At 33.7% G+C, this 17961-nt stretch carries 18 protein-coding genes; 10 read left to right on the forward strand and 8 right to left on the reverse strand.

What is annotated here, in order from left to right:
* Positions 1-145: 145 nt before the first annotated feature.
* The 5 genes from BZG01_RS08845 to BZG01_RS08865 form a co-directional block, all read right to left on the reverse strand.
* Positions 146-760, reverse strand: coding sequence for a cytochrome b/b6 domain-containing protein (locus tag BZG01_RS08845; protein ID WP_101309474.1), 615 nt, complete (start codon positions 758-760; stop codon positions 146-148).
* Position 761: 1 nt separating this feature from the next.
* Positions 762-1724, reverse strand: coding sequence for a cytochrome c3 family protein (locus BZG01_RS08850; RefSeq protein ID WP_101309475.1), 963 nt, complete (start codon positions 1722-1724; stop codon positions 762-764).
* Between the two features lie 92 nt (positions 1725-1816).
* Positions 1817-2221 carry a c-type cytochrome gene (locus BZG01_RS08855; RefSeq protein WP_218973063.1) on the reverse strand — a complete coding sequence of 135 codons (405 nt, stop codon included), beginning with the start codon at positions 2219-2221 and terminating at the stop codon, positions 1817-1819.
* Positions 2222-2251: 30 nt separating this feature from the next.
* Positions 2252-3166 (reverse strand): DUF5777 family beta-barrel protein, encoded by a 915-nt coding sequence (locus tag BZG01_RS08860; protein WP_143470867.1) that lies wholly within the window; start codon positions 3164-3166, stop codon positions 2252-2254.
* Positions 3167-3177: 11 nt separating this feature from the next.
* Positions 3178-3549: a hypothetical protein gene (locus BZG01_RS08865; protein ID WP_101309477.1), complete on the reverse strand. Its 372-nt coding sequence runs from the start codon at positions 3547-3549 to the stop codon at positions 3178-3180.
* A 337-nt stretch (positions 3550-3886) separates the two neighbouring features.
* Between BZG01_RS08865 and BZG01_RS08870 the strand changes: the two genes are divergently transcribed.
* Positions 3887-4591, forward strand: coding sequence for a Crp/Fnr family transcriptional regulator (locus BZG01_RS08870; protein ID WP_101309478.1), 705 nt, complete (start codon positions 3887-3889; stop codon positions 4589-4591).
* 37 nt (positions 4592-4628) lie between these two features.
* Here BZG01_RS08870 and BZG01_RS08875 read toward each other — a convergent pair whose 3' ends face one another.
* Both BZG01_RS08875 and BZG01_RS08880 read right to left on the reverse strand, forming a co-directional pair.
* A complete protein-coding gene (locus BZG01_RS08875; protein ID WP_180327268.1) occupies positions 4629-5597 on the reverse strand; it encodes a CobW family GTP-binding protein in 969 nt (322 codons plus the stop codon).
* A gap of 12 nt (positions 5598-5609) precedes the next feature.
* The gene (locus tag BZG01_RS08880) at positions 5610-6164 is read right to left on the reverse strand and encodes a nitroreductase family protein (RefSeq protein WP_245870324.1); all 555 of its coding nucleotides are present in this window, start codon (positions 6162-6164) and stop codon (positions 5610-5612) included.
* 150 nt (positions 6165-6314) lie between these two features.
* Between BZG01_RS08880 and BZG01_RS08885 the strand changes: the two genes are divergently transcribed.
* Genes BZG01_RS08885 through BZG01_RS08895 form a run of 3 tightly spaced genes read left to right on the forward strand, consistent with a single transcriptional unit; the run spans position 6315 to position 8779 of the window.
* Positions 6315-7430 (forward strand): MFS transporter, encoded by a 1116-nt coding sequence (locus tag BZG01_RS08885; protein ID WP_218973064.1) that lies wholly within the window; start codon positions 6315-6317, stop codon positions 7428-7430.
* Between the two features lie 2 nt (positions 7431-7432).
* A complete protein-coding gene (locus BZG01_RS08890; RefSeq protein ID WP_101309482.1) occupies positions 7433-8284 on the forward strand; it encodes a hypothetical protein in 852 nt (283 codons plus the stop codon).
* 6 nt (positions 8285-8290) lie between these two features.
* Positions 8291-8779: a YchJ family protein gene (locus BZG01_RS08895; RefSeq protein ID WP_101309483.1), complete on the forward strand. Its 489-nt coding sequence runs from the start codon at positions 8291-8293 to the stop codon at positions 8777-8779.
* 59 nt (positions 8780-8838) lie between these two features.
* Here BZG01_RS08895 and BZG01_RS08900 read toward each other — a convergent pair whose 3' ends face one another.
* Positions 8839-9498, reverse strand: coding sequence for an aspartate kinase (locus BZG01_RS08900; protein WP_101309591.1), 660 nt, complete (start codon positions 9496-9498; stop codon positions 8839-8841).
* Positions 9499-9670: 172 nt separating this feature from the next.
* Here BZG01_RS08900 and dapA point away from each other — a divergent pair, with 172 nt between their 5' ends.
* From dapA to BZG01_RS08935, 6 genes are all read left to right on the forward strand, one after another.
* On the forward strand, positions 9671-10558 hold the full coding sequence (dapA, locus tag BZG01_RS08905; protein ID WP_101309484.1) for a 4-hydroxy-tetrahydrodipicolinate synthase: 888 nt from the start codon (positions 9671-9673) through the stop codon (positions 10556-10558).
* A 407-nt stretch (positions 10559-10965) separates the two neighbouring features.
* Positions 10966-11748, forward strand: a complete 783-nt coding sequence (locus BZG01_RS08915) for a hypothetical protein (protein ID WP_101309486.1) — start codon at positions 10966-10968, stop codon at positions 11746-11748.
* A gap of 370 nt (positions 11749-12118) precedes the next feature.
* Positions 12119-14212, forward strand: coding sequence for a hypothetical protein (locus BZG01_RS08920; RefSeq protein WP_143470868.1), 2094 nt, complete (start codon positions 12119-12121; stop codon positions 14210-14212).
* 52 nt (positions 14213-14264) lie between these two features.
* Positions 14265-15293 (forward strand): DUF6340 family protein, encoded by a 1029-nt coding sequence (locus BZG01_RS08925; protein ID WP_143470869.1) that lies wholly within the window; start codon positions 14265-14267, stop codon positions 15291-15293.
* An 89-nt stretch (positions 15294-15382) separates the two neighbouring features.
* Complete coding sequence (locus BZG01_RS08930; RefSeq protein WP_101309489.1) at positions 15383-16621, forward strand: M48 family metallopeptidase; 1239 nt, start codon at positions 15383-15385, stop codon at positions 16619-16621.
* 4 nt (positions 16622-16625) lie between these two features.
* Positions 16626-17864 (forward strand): competence/damage-inducible protein A, encoded by a 1239-nt coding sequence (locus BZG01_RS08935; RefSeq protein WP_101309490.1) that lies wholly within the window; start codon positions 16626-16628, stop codon positions 17862-17864.
* Positions 17865-17961: the final 97 nt, after the last annotated feature.

Here is a 17961-nt window from a genome sequence, read left to right on the forward strand (position 1 = left end):
ATCAATTACTAATGGATAGATTTTTAATTGTGTTTGGGATAAACCCAAACACGAAGAAAAATAAAGAAAAAGTCAGGCAACTCAATAATTTTGGTTTAATAGCTGCATAAAACTTAACGAACTATTGTTATTTAAGGTGTTGATTTTAATGCCAACCTGTTATCATACTTTTAAAATTACTGCTAATAGAACTTCCTATCGTACAAACATACAAATGAATAAACAAAAACAGAGATAAAATAAAACCAATAATCACATGTACAATTGCCGTTAATAATAAGCCGCTGAATCCAAATACTTGAGGAACAATAATTTCAGGAAACAACATAGCAGCACCACTGGCAATAATAATAGGAAATCCAACATACATGGCGGTAGAGTATATAAAACGCTGCATTGGATTAAATTTATTTTCAGCCGATATTGGGTAGGGTGCATCCTGTTTTTTAAACATTCCAAAAAGGTAGTATACCGATTGGTTGAAGATTCTGGTCAATAATCCTTTAGTTTTCATTTTGTATTGTTTTCCGTTTGATGTAAACAGATTCCCAATAAAAAAAAGAAGGTAATTCAGACTTATGAGAATGCCGCAAAGGTTATGAAGCTCAACAGATCGTTCAAAGGAAATTAACAAGGGATTCTCAGGATTTGAATATTGCATACTAACTCCAGTAACCAAAAGGGTAATAAAAAGTATTGCATTCATCCAGTGCCAAATACGAATCCAAATTGGATATAAATAAAGTTTTTCGCTAGCCATATTATTTACGTTTAAAGATTCTGAAAAGGGTGTGAATGAAAATTCCTGATAGTACCAATCCAAAAATAATTACACTTAATATATTCAAATACTTATTACGGTTCGCACCTATAACGTACGATTCATTTATAATTACCGCGTTAATGAAACCATTGCTTTTGCGGGATTCCATACTTTTGTATTTGTACAGACTGGCCATCAAACGTGAGTTTTCAGAATGACATTTAGTGCATTCCCGAATAGCATTCTCTTTTGGCATAACAACGTGGCTTATCAGCAGGCTGTCATTTAGTTGTGTATGACACTCAATGCATCTAACATTCTTAAAATGAAGTTCTTGGTTTGGCAACCAGCTGTGTGTTTTAAGAATATTGATGTTTTCCCTTTCGGTAAGTAATTCAAATTGACTTATATCAGCATGACATTTTAAACAAATATTATTGTCGTAAGTAACTGTTTCTGAAATTTTACCACCTTTGCTTGCCTGTGTTTTGTACGAATGTGGATTATGACAGCTCCAGCAGTTGAAGGCATCAGGTGCCCGATTGTAATGCATACTCTCATAAAACGCTTCTTCAATCTCATCAAAATGAAATTTAGCATACTCAGGATCACCACCATGGCAATCATTACATGCATACATAAGTCCCATTCGTAAATTTCCAGCATGAGGAAATGATTCATATTCAGGTGAATGGCAGTCGGTGCACTTGAACATTCCATGGTTCGATTGAGCAAAAGCGATTGTGTCAATAAATCTATTGTTACACATTGCCTCTTTTATCTCAAGGCCAAAATCTTCATTCATATATTTGAATGTGTGATTTCCATGACATTTAAGGCATTTTTGGTTTTTGTTGCTGCCAGACTGATTTTCTTCATTTGTTTCCTGCCCGAAACCAAGAGAAACAGTGCAAAGGAAACTTACAATCAGAATAATATATTTAAAATTGCTTAGATTCATGCTTAAGTTATTAAGTGTTGCAATTTGTCTTTATTAAAATTTCAGAAAAAAAGGGTATAATTATTATACCCTCTTAATTGCACGAATTTCGATTATTTTTTAAATGTACGCATGTAGTTTACAAGTGCCCATCTTTCTTTTTTACTAGGAATTTTAGTCTCGTAGTTAGGCATCTCATCTCTTCCGAAGATAGTTTTGTACATGATCTCACCATCAGATTGACCTTGGAACTCAGCACCTGAAAAATCGCCAGGGAATGTTTTTAGACGTGCCGCTTTTGGTCCATCTCCTAATCCTGCATTACCATGACATGAACGACAATGCTTCATGTAAACCATTTTTCCTGTGTTCACACTAGCTTTATCATTAGCCAATGGGTTTTCCATGCTTTTATATTCTGCAGGCACTTTCCAGGCTTCAGCTTTTTTCTGTTGTGCGGTAAATGCAAATCCAACAACCGCAATTGCGATAAGGATAAAAAATTTCATTTTTTTCATAATTAATTTCTTTTAATTAAGGAGAATGAACTAGAATCTTACTAAGATATTGAACCCTACAAGAAAGTCGCCGTCTCCAATTTTATTTTTATTGTATAAAATGTTCCTTTGCGGAGTAATTCCCTCATAGTTCGACATAAACACCTGGAACACATGAGTACTAGTACCAATTTCCATACCAAAAGTTAAGTTGGCTTCAGGATCGGTTTGATCTGAATTGGTAAATTCTCTCATATCATCAATGTTTAAAGGCTGATCATATTCAAAAAACACAGACATTGAAGGTGTAACTTTAGCTCTGCCAGAAAGGGTAATTGCTACCTTATCGTGTTCAACCAAAGAATCAGTTTTATTAAAATGAGTAAAACTAGGAGCTAATTGCAACGAGATATTCTCATTAAATTTGTGTGCTACTATTAACTGAGAAAAATATCCCAATCTATCCGAGAATGCATAGTCATTACCAAAAACAACTTTATCTTGAGAATTAATAGATAGATTTCCGTATAATGCTACAGAAACTGGAATAGAATTGGATTCGGTTTGTGTAAAAATTCTATATTTTCCATGGAATTCCTGCAATTTATAGTCCTTAGTATATCCGTAGCCCAACATGAATTTTTCTGTAATACCATAGTTTACCCCCATGCGAATGTTTGAGGAAGCATAAATACCAAAAACGTCTTCCAATCCATTCTCTACTAATCCGAAACGGTGTTGAATATGTAATTCAAATTCGCCGGCGAATGGAGTTACTGTAGTTTGAGTTTCTCCAAGAAGTCCAGACTCAAAAGTACCGGTAACAGGATCGTTTGCAAATTCATCTTCCTGAGCAAAGCAGTTTTGTGAAGCACTCAGTACGACAGCAAAAAACAAGAAGAATGGGAACATCCATGAAAAAGTCATTTTCATAAATTTTTGAATTGAATATTTAGATCTTATCATAGTGTATAGTTTTAATTGTCGTTAGCACCTCGGGTTATCCACTCAAGAATTAATTGTTTTTCAGTTGCTGAAGCTCGGGTACTGTGAGATCCTGATTGTAATTTTGTATACAATTCGCTGGAGCCTGGAAGATCAACATTGATATAACCTCCGTTTGTTAATGCATTAAATGCATTGGATGCTCTTAAATCCGGATTAACTCCACCGTCATGACAGTTGATACAATTAGAAGTGAATATGGGCACGATATCCGCACTAAACGAGATTTCCTGATCTGGTGGGATTACGATTTTATCCACTTGAATGGTATCGTATTCGCACGAAACAAAACACAGAGTTGTTAGGAAAACCAGTAAAAGACTTACTAAGTTGTTCTTTTGCATAGTATTGAGATTTTAAATTTAAGTACTAATTAGTGATTAAAGAGATTAAACCATTTACACTAAAGATAAATATTTGCCTTTACCGCAATAGGTTTGATACACCGAGATTTATTTTATGAAAAAAAGGAATTTGTCTAATACAAATCGACATTTATCAGTCTTTTACTAGGCTTATCTCAGTCTTTTTTTTATATTTAATAGTTGCTAGAAAAAAAAACAAATTTTCTGTAGCTGTTGCAAAGCAATTTTTATTTGAAATTCACTATTTGTTTTTGGGAAATTTTCTGATAGATTTGATAACTAACTACTAATTTGTACCCTATATCTCTAAACTACTATGGCTAAATTTTCAAAATCGGATAATTGCAAAAATTGCCTCGATTGCAATATGCGAATACCGATGTTAAGTACTCTTTCCCGCCCCGAACTAATTGAATTGAATGAGAATAGATTTGAAGTAAAGTTTAAGGCTGGTGAAACAATCTTTAAACAAGGTACCTCTGCAACTCATCTATTAATTTTAACAACAGGTTTGGCAAAATTATATGTGGAAGGTGTTCAGGATAAACAGTTGATAATTAGAATCATTAAGCCTTGGGAAATTATTGGGCAGGCATCTTTGTATTTTGATAACAGACATCATTATTCAATTGCAGCACTTGATAATACCACAGCTTGTTTTATAGAAATAAGTGCTTTTAAAAAAGCAATTCAGACAAATCCTCTCTTTGCCGAGGAATTCATTAAGAATTGCACTCAAAAAGGAATTTTTTCCTTTGAAAAAATGGTGAGTTTGTCACAAAAGCAGATGCATGGCCGCATAGCCGACGGACTTATTTATCTTTCTGGTAAAGTGTATGAAAATCTGAACTTTGATTTGCATCTTTCAAGACAAGATGTTGCGGATCTTACCGGTATGTCGAAGGATAGTGCGATTAGAATTCTAAAAGAATTTCATAATGAAGGCATTATTGAACTGGATGGCAGAAAACTGAAAATATTAAATTACGGACAACTGGAGCGAATTAGCGAAACAGGTTGAAAATACAATAAAAACGAGAGGATATTTCCTCTCGTTTTTATTGTACAAGAAGTTCATCAAGATTTCGTTCGATTACTTTTCGATTCAGATTTTTTCCAATTATTACAATCTTACTTTCCTTTATCTCATCTTTTTCCCATGTTCTTCCAACGGTTGCTTGTATTTGAGTATGTACAGATTGTAGTATAATTCGTTTGTCAACACCTTCCAGATATAGAATTCCTTTAATTCGGTAGATACTTTCCTGATTAAATTTCAGAAACGCATCCAGCCACATCCCTAATTTCATTTGATCCATTGGAATTGAAGAGGTGTAGCACATGTTTTCAATTCCATGCGATATTTTATTTGGGGAACTAGCGTTTGCTTCAAGTCCTAAAACAAATTGGTAAACCTTTGCAGGATCATAAGAGAAGGAATCAAGTAAATTTTTGTTTACCGGTTTCGCAAATACACATTCTTCAATTCGGGCAAACTTGTTAATCCTTTCAACCTCTGTTTTAACCGCATTTGTCTTTTCACGACCAGCTATATCCGTTTTATTTATTAATATTTGGTCCGATATTGCAATTTGTTTGGTTAGAACAACTTCCTTCTCTAGAATATCAGATGCATTTTCGGCATCAACCAGACAAATTACGGCGTCCAATTCAAATTCTTTTTTTATGAACGGATCAGTAATAAATGAAGCTAAAATACTACCTGGATCCGCAATTCCGGTAGTTTCTATAAGAAGGTGATTGAATTGATGATTTGATTGAATCAGATTTTTTAAAACGACATACAATTCATCATTCAAACTGCAGCAAATACAACCATTACTTAATTCAAAAATGTTTTCGTTTTTAACGTTGGCAACTAATTCAGAATCAATGTTTACTTCACCAAATTCATTTTCGATAACTGCGAATTTTTTATTAGGATAGCTCGATATTAAGTGATTAAGCAGACTGGTTTTTCCTGCGCCTAAGAAACCGGTAATTACAGTAACTGGAATTTTTGACATAATCATATTCATTTAAAACTTTTCCCAATGCACAATTTCATCCAATGATTTCCTTGTCTTTTGAGGAGGTATCCTGTCCGATGGATATCCTAAAGATAAAATTGCAACCGGTTCAATATAATCAGGCAAATTGAAAAAATCTATGCATTTTTGAATGTGAAAATTGCAGATCCAACAAGTCCCCAATCCAAGTTCTGTTGCCTGAAGAGTCATATGATCGATGGCAATCGCAGCATCAATATCACAATGATCTTTACCATCCTCACTTCGTTTCCATGATTGGGTGTGATCACCGCAAATTACGATGTAAACAGGAGCTTCTTTAAACCATTCACGATGATAAATTTCGGAGAATTTTTTGTGATTCTCAGGCTCCCGAACTACAATAAAATGCCAGGGTTGATTGTTCACTGCTGAAGGTGCAATTTGGCCGGCCTCTAATATTTTAATCAATTTTTCTTGTTCTATCTCTTTCGATTGATAGGAGCGAACTGAATATCTTTTCTGGCTAAGTTCTTTAAAATTCATTTCTTCATTTATTAATGCCTGCTCTAATACTTTGTACAAAATTGTGAAATTAATAAGACATGATGCTCATGATTTTTCATTTTGTTTAGCATGTTGGTTTTGTTCTGTGCCATTCACAACATTTTTGTACCTTTGGCAATCATTTTTTAGAGGAGAATATAGATGACGAAAGAGCTAAAGAAAAATATCATGTTCCAATATCTGATGTTATTGGTAATAGCTGCCACGGCGGGACATCAGGGGTGGAGAACCTTATTTAATAATTTCGCAGTAGAGGAAGTTGGCATTAATGGATTTCAGGTTGGTGTCATTCAGTCTGTGAGAGAAATTCCCGGCTTTTTGGCTCTTTTAGTTGTGTATTTATTGTTGGTAATTAAAGAACATCGTTTGTCGGCATTATCAGTTTTAATTGTTGGTTTGGGAGTTGCTTTAACTGGTTTTTTCCCTTCGTTTTTAGGCTTAATAATTACAACAGTTATCATGTCTGTGGGATTTCATTATTTCGAGACAACAAATAAATCCCTGACACTGCAGTATTTTACGATTGAGCAGGCTCCTGTTGTATTTGCTAAGCAAAGAAGTTGGTCAGCCATAGCAAATATTAGTATGGGTGCTTTTGTTTATGGAATTGCACATTTCATTTCAATAGAAGCGAGCTTTATCTTAATTGGTGCCGTTGTTTTTTGTCTTGGCATTTGGGCATTTTTCTGGGATCCGGCAGATAAAAATATTCCTCTTCAAAATAAGGGGATGGTTGTAAGAAAAAGATACTGGCTTTTTTATATTTTGAATTTTTTGAGTGGCGCCCGTCGTCAGATTTTTGTTGTGTTTGCTGTTTTTATGCTGGTGCAGAAGTATCATTATACAGTTCAGGATGTAGCAATTCTATTTGTAATAAATAACGTTATAGCCTATTTTGTTTCTCCCATGATTGCAAAAGGAATCAATCGATACGGAGAACGAAAAATGTTATCACTGGAATATATTGGATTGGTTTTCGTCTTTTTAGGATATGCTTATATTGAAAATGCTCTTATTGTAGCCGGATTATATATTTTGGATCATATCTTTTTCGGTTTTTCGATGGGAATCAATACGTATTTCCATAAAACAGGCGATGCAAAAGATATTGCGCCATCAATGGCGGTGGGTTTTACAATTAACCACATATCTGCTGTTGTTATACCAGTTGTTGGAGGTTTGTTATGGATGGTAAACTGGAGAATTCCGTTTGTATTTGGTGCCATTCTTTGTCTTGTATCACTTGGATTTGTTCAAAAAATAAGAACAAATACTGAAATTTAATTATGAAGGAAAAAGAAAAAATATATCAGTCTCTTATTGAGATGTACAATCATGGGATTCAATCGAAAGACCCAAAAAAAATTCGTGAATTCTTAAATGACAATTCTGTTGATCTTCTAAAAGAAGAAGCTCGGTTTTATTTGGAAATTCTTCAATTACGTGCGGCTTCATTTTCTCTGTTTGGAGAATTAAATGAGGCCGGAGAAGAGTATCGTAAGGGATATTTATCTTGTTCGACAAGTGGCAAGTGGGTGTATGGTCTGAATTGGGCTTTGCAGTTTATGGCAGAATTTTCGTTTAAGCGCGGGAAGGAGAAAATTCACGAATCAATGAACAATGGAATTAAAGTTCTGGATCAGGCTTTAATTGATTTGCCGTTCGATAAATACCGCGACTTTTATTATTTGTGTCTTTCGAATGTGAAAGCATTTATGCTTTTAAATTCTGATAGAAGAGAAGAAGGATTAGGAGTTTATACCGATTGTAAATTTATACCGGTTCCTATTCCTGAATACAATGATAAGGAATCTTTACAGGTTCTTTTTGCTCATTTCACAAAGGGGATTGCTGTTGCCATTGAGTTGAAAAACTATGATTTATTAATGAATCTGATGAAGGTGATCTCCATCGATGATCAAACCTTACAATCTGAAGGGAGTTTGTTCCGGATTTTCTACGAGACTCTGGTAAGTGCCTTCGATATGCGTGCTGAATTTATTACGGAGTTTAATGCGATGTTTAAAATAAAGGATGTTTTAGAAAGTACAACTCCTCATTTTGCGAGGTTTTTAGCTTTAATTGGAGAACAGGATCTGGATAAATTAGACCTGTTTTTTCAGGAATCTTATAGTTAGCAACCGATGGAGAATAATTGTTTTTGCGGCAATAATACAGCATACAAAGAATGTTGTGGTGCAATTCATTCAGGCAAACGAAAAGCGGTTACGGCAGAAGATTTAATGCGTAGCAGGTATTCTGCTTTTGTTCTTGCCGATATTGATTACATTTTAGCTACTTATTCATCCGAAACATGTCCTTCCGATCAGAAAGAAGAGATTTTAGAATGGGCTCAGTCGGTTGAATGGCTTGGATTGAAAGTGATTCACACCGAGAAAGGAAAAGAATTTGATTCGGTTGGATGGGTAGAATTTCAGGCCGGTTTTATAGAAAAAGAACAGAAGCAAATTATGCATGAAAAATCCTTTTTTAATAAGGAGAATGGAGTTTGGGTTTATGTTTCCGGGGAATATCCAAAGCTTAACAAGGAGGAAAAAGAGAATCTACCAAATAGAAATGATCTGTGTTTTTGTGGAAGTGGCAAAAAGTTTAAAAAGTGTTGCTTAAAATAACAATGAAATAATAAAATGGCTGTTTTCAATAAAACAGCCATTTCCATTAAAATATATTTCTAATTCTTTCCCATATTCTTCAGTACAGAAAAAGTTTTGTCGATATCAGTATCATTTACAACAAGAGTAAATTCATTTGTGGTTGAGATTACTTCACGAATGTTGATGCCGGCCCATGCGATATTCTTAAGTATAAAATAGTAAAAGCCAAGCTGTTGACTGTTTGTTGAAGGTAATTTTAATGTAACAGATGATAAATCTTCACTTTTACTTACGAGCATTTCAGTACTAAATACTTGTTCTACTTTTTCTCTTAAAGTATTGCTTACAACTAAATTAGATTCGAAAACCCCCTGAACCATGGTGTAGAAAAATTCCTGATTAGGACCAATAGATTTTAACAATTCTGTGTGTTTTTCAATCAGGGTATTTGAGTTTTTATAGGTAAAATCGACTAATTGTGAGCGAACAATAATATCACCTACATTGGTAATAACTTCCTTTAAACCTGGATTGATTTTCACTTCCAGACTTGGAGCTAACCTGTTCAGGGCCATGATTATTGCACCGAGTTTAACCGGCTTTTTTACGCTCTGTTCAACCTGATCCTGAATTTTACGTGCCAATGACGAAATGTTTATTAAACCATCTACCAAAGCTTCTGCCAAAAAGGGTTGTGAGCTAACTATTTTTTCTACAACTTGTGGAATTGTTATCATGAATTGAAGTTTGTGTTGAAAAACCATACAAAGATGTTCAAAAATTAACAGAATGTAGAATTAATGAATAAATTTTCTAAAAATTTCGTTCATTTTATTGTAGAATCTATATTTGCAGCCGTTAACAAAATCTTGCGGATGTCTGCAAGTAATAATCAAGGAGTATATATAAATGAGAAAAGCTTGGCAAGGATCTATTGTTGCTATTGTAACACCTTTTAATATTGATGGTAGTATTGATTATACTGCTTTTGATAATTTGATTGATTTTCATTTGAAAAATGAAACTGACGGAATTGTAGTTTGCGGAACCACTGGGGAAGCTGCCACTCTTACTAAAATGGAGTATGCGGAACTAATTAAACATACAGTTGAAAAGGTGAATAAACGAATTCCGGTAATAGCGGGTTCCGGAACAAATTCAACATCCGAAGCAATTGAAAATTCTTGCCTGGCTGAATCTTTGGGTGTTGATGCAATTTTGGTTGTGTCGCCTTATTACAACAAACCAACAAGAAAGGGTTTGAAAGATTATTTCTCTCAAATTTCTACAGCGGTTACTGTTCCAATTATTCTTTATAATGTACCTGGAAGAACCGCCGGCAACATTCCTGCTGATTTGGTTGTGGAATTAGCAACGGAATTTGAAAATATCGTGGGTATCAAAGAGGCATCCGGGAACTTAGAGCAAATGGCTTGTATCTTGAGAGATAAACCATCTGATTTTATGGTTTTTTCGGGCGATGATGCTTTGGCTTTTCAAGCTGTTTGTATGGGAGCAGATGGAGTTATTTCAGTTGTTGCCAATTTAATCCCTAAGGAATTTCATAATTTAATGTTGGCAGCCTCTAAGGGTGATCTGGCTAAATCAAAAGAAATTTATTTTAAATATCTGAGATTAATTCAATTGTGTTTTATCGAGTCGAACCCAATACCTGTGAAAACAGGTTTGGCAATAATGAATAAGTTAAGCGAAGAGTTTAGATCTCCTATGTCTGTAATGATGGATGAAAATAGAATTTTATTGGTAAATGAAATAACCAAATTGAAAATGATTTAAATAGTTAAAGCTATTAATTGAATATAGAGCCACTTTTTAAGTGGCTCTTTTGTTTTGGAAAATTATCATTTTTTTGGTGCTGTATTTTACTGTGATGTAGTGGAATAAGCTTATCTGGAACTGAGCTTCGACTTTCGTTTGATAAGGAAAAACAGCTTTGTTTTTAAAAATTACAATGATAAATTGAAACCAATCAGATGATAATAAGTACAAGAGCTTAGAATCACAGTGTTTTTCAATATAGAGAAGATTGCTTAAATTTAAATTCATTTGGCAGGAATGCTTAATGAAAGCGATTATATATTTAAAGAATTTGTTGATAAAATGCTCTGATTATTGCAGCAAAAGTTGTCATTTTATTAATAAATTTAGATGTTATAAATTGATTTAAAGGAAGTTTGCCAAATATGAATAAAGATTTACTCTTTGCCTTAATTCAAAATCCCTACTTAATTCCTGGTATTTATAATTATTGTGATGGTTGGTGTGAAAGATGCAGTTTTACCGGTAATTGTCTTAATTATAAAATGATGGAAGAGGGTGTGCCTGATTTAGATGTTTCTAATACCGATGCTTCTTCAGCAATGGATAATCTGGATGAGATGTTTCAGTTAAGTATGGAGTTGCTGAAGCAAGCAGCAAAGGATTTAGGAATGGAAATGCCTGAACAGGATGAAGATTTTGATGCTGAAGAAGAAGAGAAAAAAGATGACTTGATATTTAAAGGCCAAATAATGAGACAGGCCGATAAATATTCTGAATTGGTAGACCAATGGTTTGCCGAATTTGAAGCACTCCTTTTTGTAGGAAGTGTTAGTCTCAAAGAGTTACTGGACTATAAGGATGAAGAGGAGATGAGTGAAATTGAAAAAACAGTTTTTAATTCTTATGAGATAATTCGCTGGTATCAGTTTATTATTCCGAGCAAACTCTTTCGCTCACTTAGAAGTAAGACAAATACAGAAGAAACAGGGAATGAATTTTACAAACATGACAGTATTGCATCTGGTAAAGTAGCATTGCTGTCCATTGATGAATCGATTAAGGCCTGGACTTGTTTTATGCAGAAATTTCCTGAAACAGAGGATCGAATGCTGCCATTGTTACTGATACTTTCAGGTTTACGGACTATAGTCGAGAAGGTATTCCCCGAATCAAGAGATTTTATAAGACCAGGTTTCGATATCTAATCAATCCGCAATTGATAGCATCAGATTTTTAAAGCGTTGCATCATATTCAAATGAATTTTAGAAGATAGTTTTTATACCAAATAAGAGAGTATATAACGCAAAAAAAGTCGGTAACCAGCCGACTTTTTTTCTACTCACTTTAAACCTTAATCTACTATATGAAAAAACTACTTTTTGTTCTTTTGTACATTACAAATGTATGCATGAATCAAGTTAATTGGTCTAAACAAGTGTTAAAGAAGATTAAATCTTTAATTTAACCTTATTTTAAGATTAAAAACCATTGGATTATTAGTAGAGATTGTTGGATTTTAAACCAGCATTTAAAGTTTGTTTGTTAAATTTGTTGAAATTCTAAAATTATTAAAATTGAATATCACCATAGTTACCGAATACTCATTATGGTGGGTATTGCCCTTTGCTTTAGTTTCTTTATTACTTATTGTTTTGGTTTATTTTTTCAAAAAACCATACCATAAGGATCTTTCTCTGCCCAAAATCTACATTTTAGCTTTTTTGCGGGGGCTTTCCATTTTATTACTTCTGATACTACTGTTGGAACCAAAAATTAAATATGCTTCAGAAAAAATTGAAAAACCATTATTAGTTTTTGCTCAGGACAATTCAAAGTCTCTTAAATTGAATAATGATTCTTTATTTTATTTGAATGAATACCCTTCTGAAATAGAAAAATTTCTTGAGACTTTGAATTCTGAATTTGAGATTAAGAAAATTAGTTTTGGAAATAAAGTAGAGGAACTATCTAATTATAATTATGCCGAGGCGAATACAAATTTTTCAGATTTGTTTCAATTTTTGAAAAACAATTATGGAAATTTAAATAATGTACAGGTTCTTCTTGCCAGTGATGGTCTTTACAATAAAGGCGGTAATCCCAGATATGATGTACAAGACTTGAATTTTCCGATTCACACATTACAATTGGGGGACACGGCACGCATTGAGGATGTTTCAGTTATATCAGTTAAAACAAATAAATTAGGTTTTATAAAAAGTAAATTACCCGTTAGAATTGGCGTTAAAGCAACTAATTTAGATTCGGAATCAATACGATTGAAAATTTACAATGGTTCGGCGAAATTGATTGATGATGAATTTCAGATTAATAACAATTCATTCTTTATCGAAAAAGATTTTTTTATTACTCCGGAAAAAGCAGGTTTACAGAAGTTTAGGGTAGAAGTAATTGCAACAGGAAAGGAACATTCCAAGAGTAATAATCAATACGAGTTTGTGGTTGATGTATTTGATAATCAGAGAAAAATAGCAATTTGTTTTGATAAATATCATCCTGACATAGCAGCTATTCAATCGGCGATTAATGAAAATTTAAATTTTACTGTTGAGTTAATTAATCTTGCACAGAAACAAGCTGATCTTGAGAAATACAATCTGGTAGTTCTGTATCAAATTCCATCTCATCTTAATTCATATTCAGGTTTTTTGCAGCAAATTCAACAAAAGGAAATTCCTGTTCTAATGGTTGTTGGAGGCAATTCGGATATAGAAGCTTTAAATAAGTTGAATTTGGGTGTGAATTTGTTGAGAAATGAAGGTTTATTCTCCGAATCATCTTTTGTTGGAGATGAAACTTTTAACTTGTTTGATTTAAAGAGATCAAAGATGGAAATTTTTGAGAAAATGCCGCCCTTGTTATCTCCTTTAGTGAATTGTGAATTTACTTCTGAACATCATATTGTTGGATATCAGAGTATTAAATCAGTACGAACGGAAGAACCTCAAATTGTTTTTTCATATACTGATAAACAGAAAATTGCGTGGATTTTTGGTGAGGGAATCTGGCGATGGAAATTGCACTTGTCTCGAATGAATGATTCTCCTGAAGTATTTTTTGATTTGATCAATAAAATGGTGCAGTATTTATCTTTGAAGATTAATCGTAACCAACTGGTGGTTAACTACCCAAAAAATATCTCCGAAGGGGACGAAATTGTATTTGATACTGAGATATACAATAAAAGTTACGAGTTGGTTAATCAGGCGAATTTGGATTTTACCTTGATAAATCAAGCGGGTAAATCTTTCAACTATAATTTTGAAAAACGCTCAGATAAATACCAATTAAGAATAGGTTCTTTGCCAAAAGGCAATTATTCATTTGTTGTTAAAACCCAGGATAGTGAAAATGTTTTGGAGCAAAAGGGACAGTTTATTGTTAGCTTAAACAGTAATGAAGCTAAAAATTTACAGGCCGATCATAAAATACTTTCGCAAATTTCAAGTTTAACTGGAGGTAAGGTGTTTAAACCTGACGAACAAGCGGAAATGAGAACCAGCATTAAAGAAAATGAGCATTCAAAATCTATTTTATCAGAGGAAACGAAATATGGTAATTTAGCTGAGATGCTATTTGTATTAATTATAATTATCATATTAATGATATTGGAATGGTTTTTGAGAAAGTATTGGTTAGGGATTTAAATCTGAAATTGAAAAAAATCAAACGAATTAATCGTAATCAGCAGTAAAATATATGAAAAGGATATTTTTAATTGTCACCTCATTATTTTTATTATCATCTTGTCAAACTCTTTCATTGTACAGTTTTCAAGGACTTAATGCGCCAAAAATTTTAATTCCTGCTGATGTGAAAACAATAGGCTTTGTTGATAGAAATACCAGTTTTAAGATTGATACTGTGAGTCAGTATTATCTTATAAATAGTACTCTTTTAACTGATACAACAGATTACTCTACAGATATTTCGACGAATTGCTATTTGGGTTTTACTGAGAACTTATCGGAGTATTTAGCCATGGATTCTATTCCATTTATTCAGTTGGATAAAAAGGAAATATCAGGTGACAGAGATTATACACCAATGAAATGGGAACTTGTTGACAGTATCTGCGAGAGTAATGGATCTGATATTTTAATCTGTTTGGAGGATGTACAGTTATATAATAAATACACAGTATTTGAAGACATACTGAATTATGGGATTACTGATGCGAATTATTTTGCTGTATGGAGGATCTATGATCCCTTAAAACAGACATATCTGGATGAACAAATCGTAATTGACAGTTTGTTTTCGGAAGTTACATCGCCTTCGTACAATCGGTTAATAGAAGAAAAACTGCCCAAAAGAAAAGATCTTTTTAAGGATGTTTCTTATGAAATTGGAAATCAATATGCAGATATGCTTGCACCTAAATGGATTGATATTACTAGAAAGTATTTTGCCTCCGGAGATGATCGTTTAGCCATTTCAAAATATTATATTGATCAGGGGGATTGGGAGACTCCAATTTCGTTATGGACTGAGATTTCAGATGAAAAAGATGATAAACTTGCAGGAAGAGCTTCTTATAATTTAGCTGTGGCGTACGAAATTAAAGAAGATTATGTGCAGGCAAATCGTTGGATTCGGAAATCAATTTTTCATTATAAAACATTAAAATCTTTGCCATCCGAATTTAAATTAGTTACAGCATACACATTAGAACTTCTGGAGAGAACCAAAAACAAAGAGAAATTGGATCTTTTTTTTGGAGAGTAATTTTATTTTAAAAAAATATACAAGCCTGATGAGTATTATTCTATCAGGCTTGTTTAATTTTGAGATCTCAAATTTTAATACAAAACTACATGACATCAACAGTGCTGCTTTATATCATACTGGGAATTTTAACTGCAGATTTTATTTTAGAACGATTTCTTGAATTTCTGAATCATAAGAAATGGTCGCCAATTCTTCCTAAAGCATTAGAAGGGATTTACGATCAGGAAAAATATAGTCAGTCACAAAATTATCAGAAGGACAAATTGATGCCTTCGTTAATTTCATCGGGAATTGGTTTCATTGCCACGGTATTAATGATTAGCCTTGGTGGTTTTGCATGGGTTGATGAGTTCGTCAGGAATTATTTTGAACATCCAATAGCAATTGCTTTAGCCTTTTTTGGTGTGATTTTGTTTTTTTCCAGTTTACTGGGATTGCCTTTTTCTTACCATTCAACATTTGTAATTGAGGAGAAGTATGGTTTTAACAGAACAAGCTTAAAAACTTTTGTATTAGACAAATTGAAAGGCGGATTGCTAAGTATTGTAATTGGCGGTGGCCTATTGGCTTTATTAATATGGATTTATTTGCAGACCACAACAAACTTCTGGTGGATGGCGTGGTTGGTAATTGCATTTTTCATGATTTTTATGGCCATGTTTTATTCGTCCTTGTTGGTGCCTTTGTTTAATAAGCAAACACCTCTGGAAGATGGAGAATTAAAAGATGAGATTAGCAGGTTTGCAGGTAAAGTAGATTTCAAATTGGATAATGTATATGTAATGGACGGTTCTAAACGATCTTCGAAAGGAAACGCATATTTTAGCGGACTTGGATCAAAAAAGAGAATTGTCCTGTTTGACACATTAATTAATGATCTTACAAAGGAAGAGATTGTTGCGGTTTTGGCGCATGAAATTGGACACTATAAAAAGAAACATACACTTAGCGGCATATTTTTATCCTTACTGCAAACCGGACTGATGTTTTACATTTTTTCTTTGATTATTGCCAATCCCTTACTTTCGGAAGCATTGGGAGCAAAGCAGCAAGGATTTCATTTGGGATTGGTTGCCTTTGGAATTTTGTATTCTCCGATATCAACCTTTTTAGGTTTGGGAATGAATATTTTATCACGAAAAAATGAATATGAAGCCGATGATTATGCCTTAAAAAATTATGATGGGAAAGCTTTAGGAGATGCTTTAAAGAAACTATCTGTTAGTTCTCTTAGCAATTTAACGCCACATCCGGTATATGTGTTTTTTTACTATTCACATCCAAGTCTTTTACAACGATTAAAAGCATTACAGTTAATAAAATAAGCAAATGCAAGCAGAGATAATTACAATTGGTGACGAAATTCTGATTGGTCAAATAGTGGATACCAATTCAGCCTGGATGGCTAAAGAATTAAATGGAATAGGTATTAATGTAGGGAAAATAACCAGTATATCCGATCAGGAAGCTGATATAGTAAATTCCCTGAAACAGGCAATGGAAAGAGTTTCCCTTGTTTTAATTACGGGAGGTTTAGGACCCACGAATGATGATATTACTAAAAAGACATTGAGCGATCTTTTTGAAATGAATCTGGTGCAGGATGATTTTTTATTTGCTAAAGTGGAACAAAGACTTGGGCAGAGAGGGATTCCTATGAATCGTTTCAATCGGGAACAGGCTTTGGTTCCTGATGGTGCAAGAATAATAACCAATAACCATGGTACAGCTCCTTGCATGTGGTTTGAGAAAGATGGTAAGGTAGTTATCTCGATGCCTGGAGTTCCTTTTGAAATGAAGGGAATTATGCAGGACGAAATTTTACAATCATTAAAACAACATTTTTCGACACCGGTTATTTTGCACAAAACAGTAATGACTCAAGGTATTGGAGAATCTGTGATGGCGGAAATGCTTGAAGATTGGGAAGGAAATTTACCCGCTTGTGTGAAATTGGCATATTTGCCTTCTCCTGGAGTTTTGCGATTACGAATGAGTCTTTCGGGAGATAATTTGGCAGAATTAGAGAAAATTATAGAGGAGCAGTTGTCTGCGTTGAAAAAAATAATTTCCGCAAATATATTTGGCTATGATGATGAACCCATGGAATTGACCGTAGCTAAACTGTTATCCGATAAGGGAAAGACTTTGGGCACAGCAGAGAGCTGTACCGGAGGGAAAATTGCTCACCTAATAACATCTCATGCGGGCAGTTCTTCTTATTTTAAAGGCGGTGTGGTAGCATACTCAAATGGAGTGAAGGAAAATATCTTAGGTGTGAATGGTGAGGATTTGGAGAAATATGGTGCGGTAAGTCAGCAGGTAGTGGAACAAATGGCTATTGGTGCCAGAAAAGTGCTGAATACCGATTATGCAATTGCAACATCAGGAGTTGCAGGACCCGATGGAGGAACTCAGGAAAAGCCGGTTGGAACTGTCTGGATTGCTGTTGCGGGACCCAATGACCTTATTTCTAATCGATTTGATTTGTATAAAAATAGAGAACGAAATATTCAGGTGGCATCTTTAAATGCACTAAATATGCTGCGGAATTTACTTCAAAAGTAAAGGATAATATTGTTTTTATATTGAGAGGCTTTCCGTTTAGTGGAGAGCCTTTTTTTTATCAATTTTGAATGTGATACATTTCACTTTTACCAAATTT

The organism is Labilibaculum manganireducens (genome assembly GCF_002843385.1).
GTDB lineage: Bacteria > Bacteroidota > Bacteroidia > Bacteroidales > Marinifilaceae > Labilibaculum > Labilibaculum manganireducens.

What these genes read in the sequence shown, in the direction of transcription:
- BZG01_RS08860 (WP_143470867.1), bottom strand. Translation starts at nt 3,166, where the DNA reads ATGATAAGATCTAAATATTCAATTCAAAAATTTATGAAAATGACTTTT.
- BZG01_RS08875 (WP_180327268.1), bottom strand. Translation starts at nt 5,597, where the DNA reads ATGTCAAAAATTCCAGTTACTGTAATTACCGGTTTCTTAGGCGCAGGA.
- BZG01_RS08870 (WP_101309478.1), top strand. Translation starts at nt 3,887, where the DNA reads ATGGCTAAATTTTCAAAATCGGATAATTGCAAAAATTGCCTCGATTGC.
- BZG01_RS08895 (WP_101309483.1), top strand. Translation starts at nt 8,291, where the DNA reads ATGGAGAATAATTGTTTTTGCGGCAATAATACAGCATACAAAGAATGT.
- BZG01_RS08915 (WP_101309486.1), top strand. Translation starts at nt 10,966, where the DNA reads ATGAATAAAGATTTACTCTTTGCCTTAATTCAAAATCCCTACTTAATT.
- BZG01_RS08925 (WP_143470869.1), top strand. Translation starts at nt 14,265, where the DNA reads ATGAAAAGGATATTTTTAATTGTCACCTCATTATTTTTATTATCATCT.
- BZG01_RS08890 (WP_101309482.1), top strand. Translation starts at nt 7,433, where the DNA reads ATGAAGGAAAAAGAAAAAATATATCAGTCTCTTATTGAGATGTACAAT.
- BZG01_RS08850 (WP_101309475.1), bottom strand. Translation starts at nt 1,724, where the DNA reads ATGAATCTAAGCAATTTTAAATATATTATTCTGATTGTAAGTTTCCTT.
- BZG01_RS08885 (WP_218973064.1), top strand. Translation starts at nt 6,315, where the DNA reads ATGTTCCAATATCTGATGTTATTGGTAATAGCTGCCACGGCGGGACAT.
- BZG01_RS08935 (WP_101309490.1), top strand. Translation starts at nt 16,626, where the DNA reads ATGCAAGCAGAGATAATTACAATTGGTGACGAAATTCTGATTGGTCAA.
- BZG01_RS08845 (WP_101309474.1), bottom strand. Translation starts at nt 760, where the DNA reads ATGGCTAGCGAAAAACTTTATTTATATCCAATTTGGATTCGTATTTGG.
- BZG01_RS08865 (WP_101309477.1), bottom strand. Translation starts at nt 3,549, where the DNA reads ATGCAAAAGAACAACTTAGTAAGTCTTTTACTGGTTTTCCTAACAACT.
- BZG01_RS08855 (WP_218973063.1), bottom strand. Translation starts at nt 2,221, where the DNA reads ATGAAAAAAATGAAATTTTTTATCCTTATCGCAATTGCGGTTGTTGGA.
- BZG01_RS08930 (WP_101309489.1), top strand. Translation starts at nt 15,383, where the DNA reads ATGACATCAACAGTGCTGCTTTATATCATACTGGGAATTTTAACTGCA.
- BZG01_RS08900 (WP_101309591.1), bottom strand. Translation starts at nt 9,498, where the DNA reads ATGATAACAATTCCACAAGTTGTAGAAAAAATAGTTAGCTCACAACCC.
- dapA (WP_101309484.1), top strand. Translation starts at nt 9,671, where the DNA reads ATGAGAAAAGCTTGGCAAGGATCTATTGTTGCTATTGTAACACCTTTT.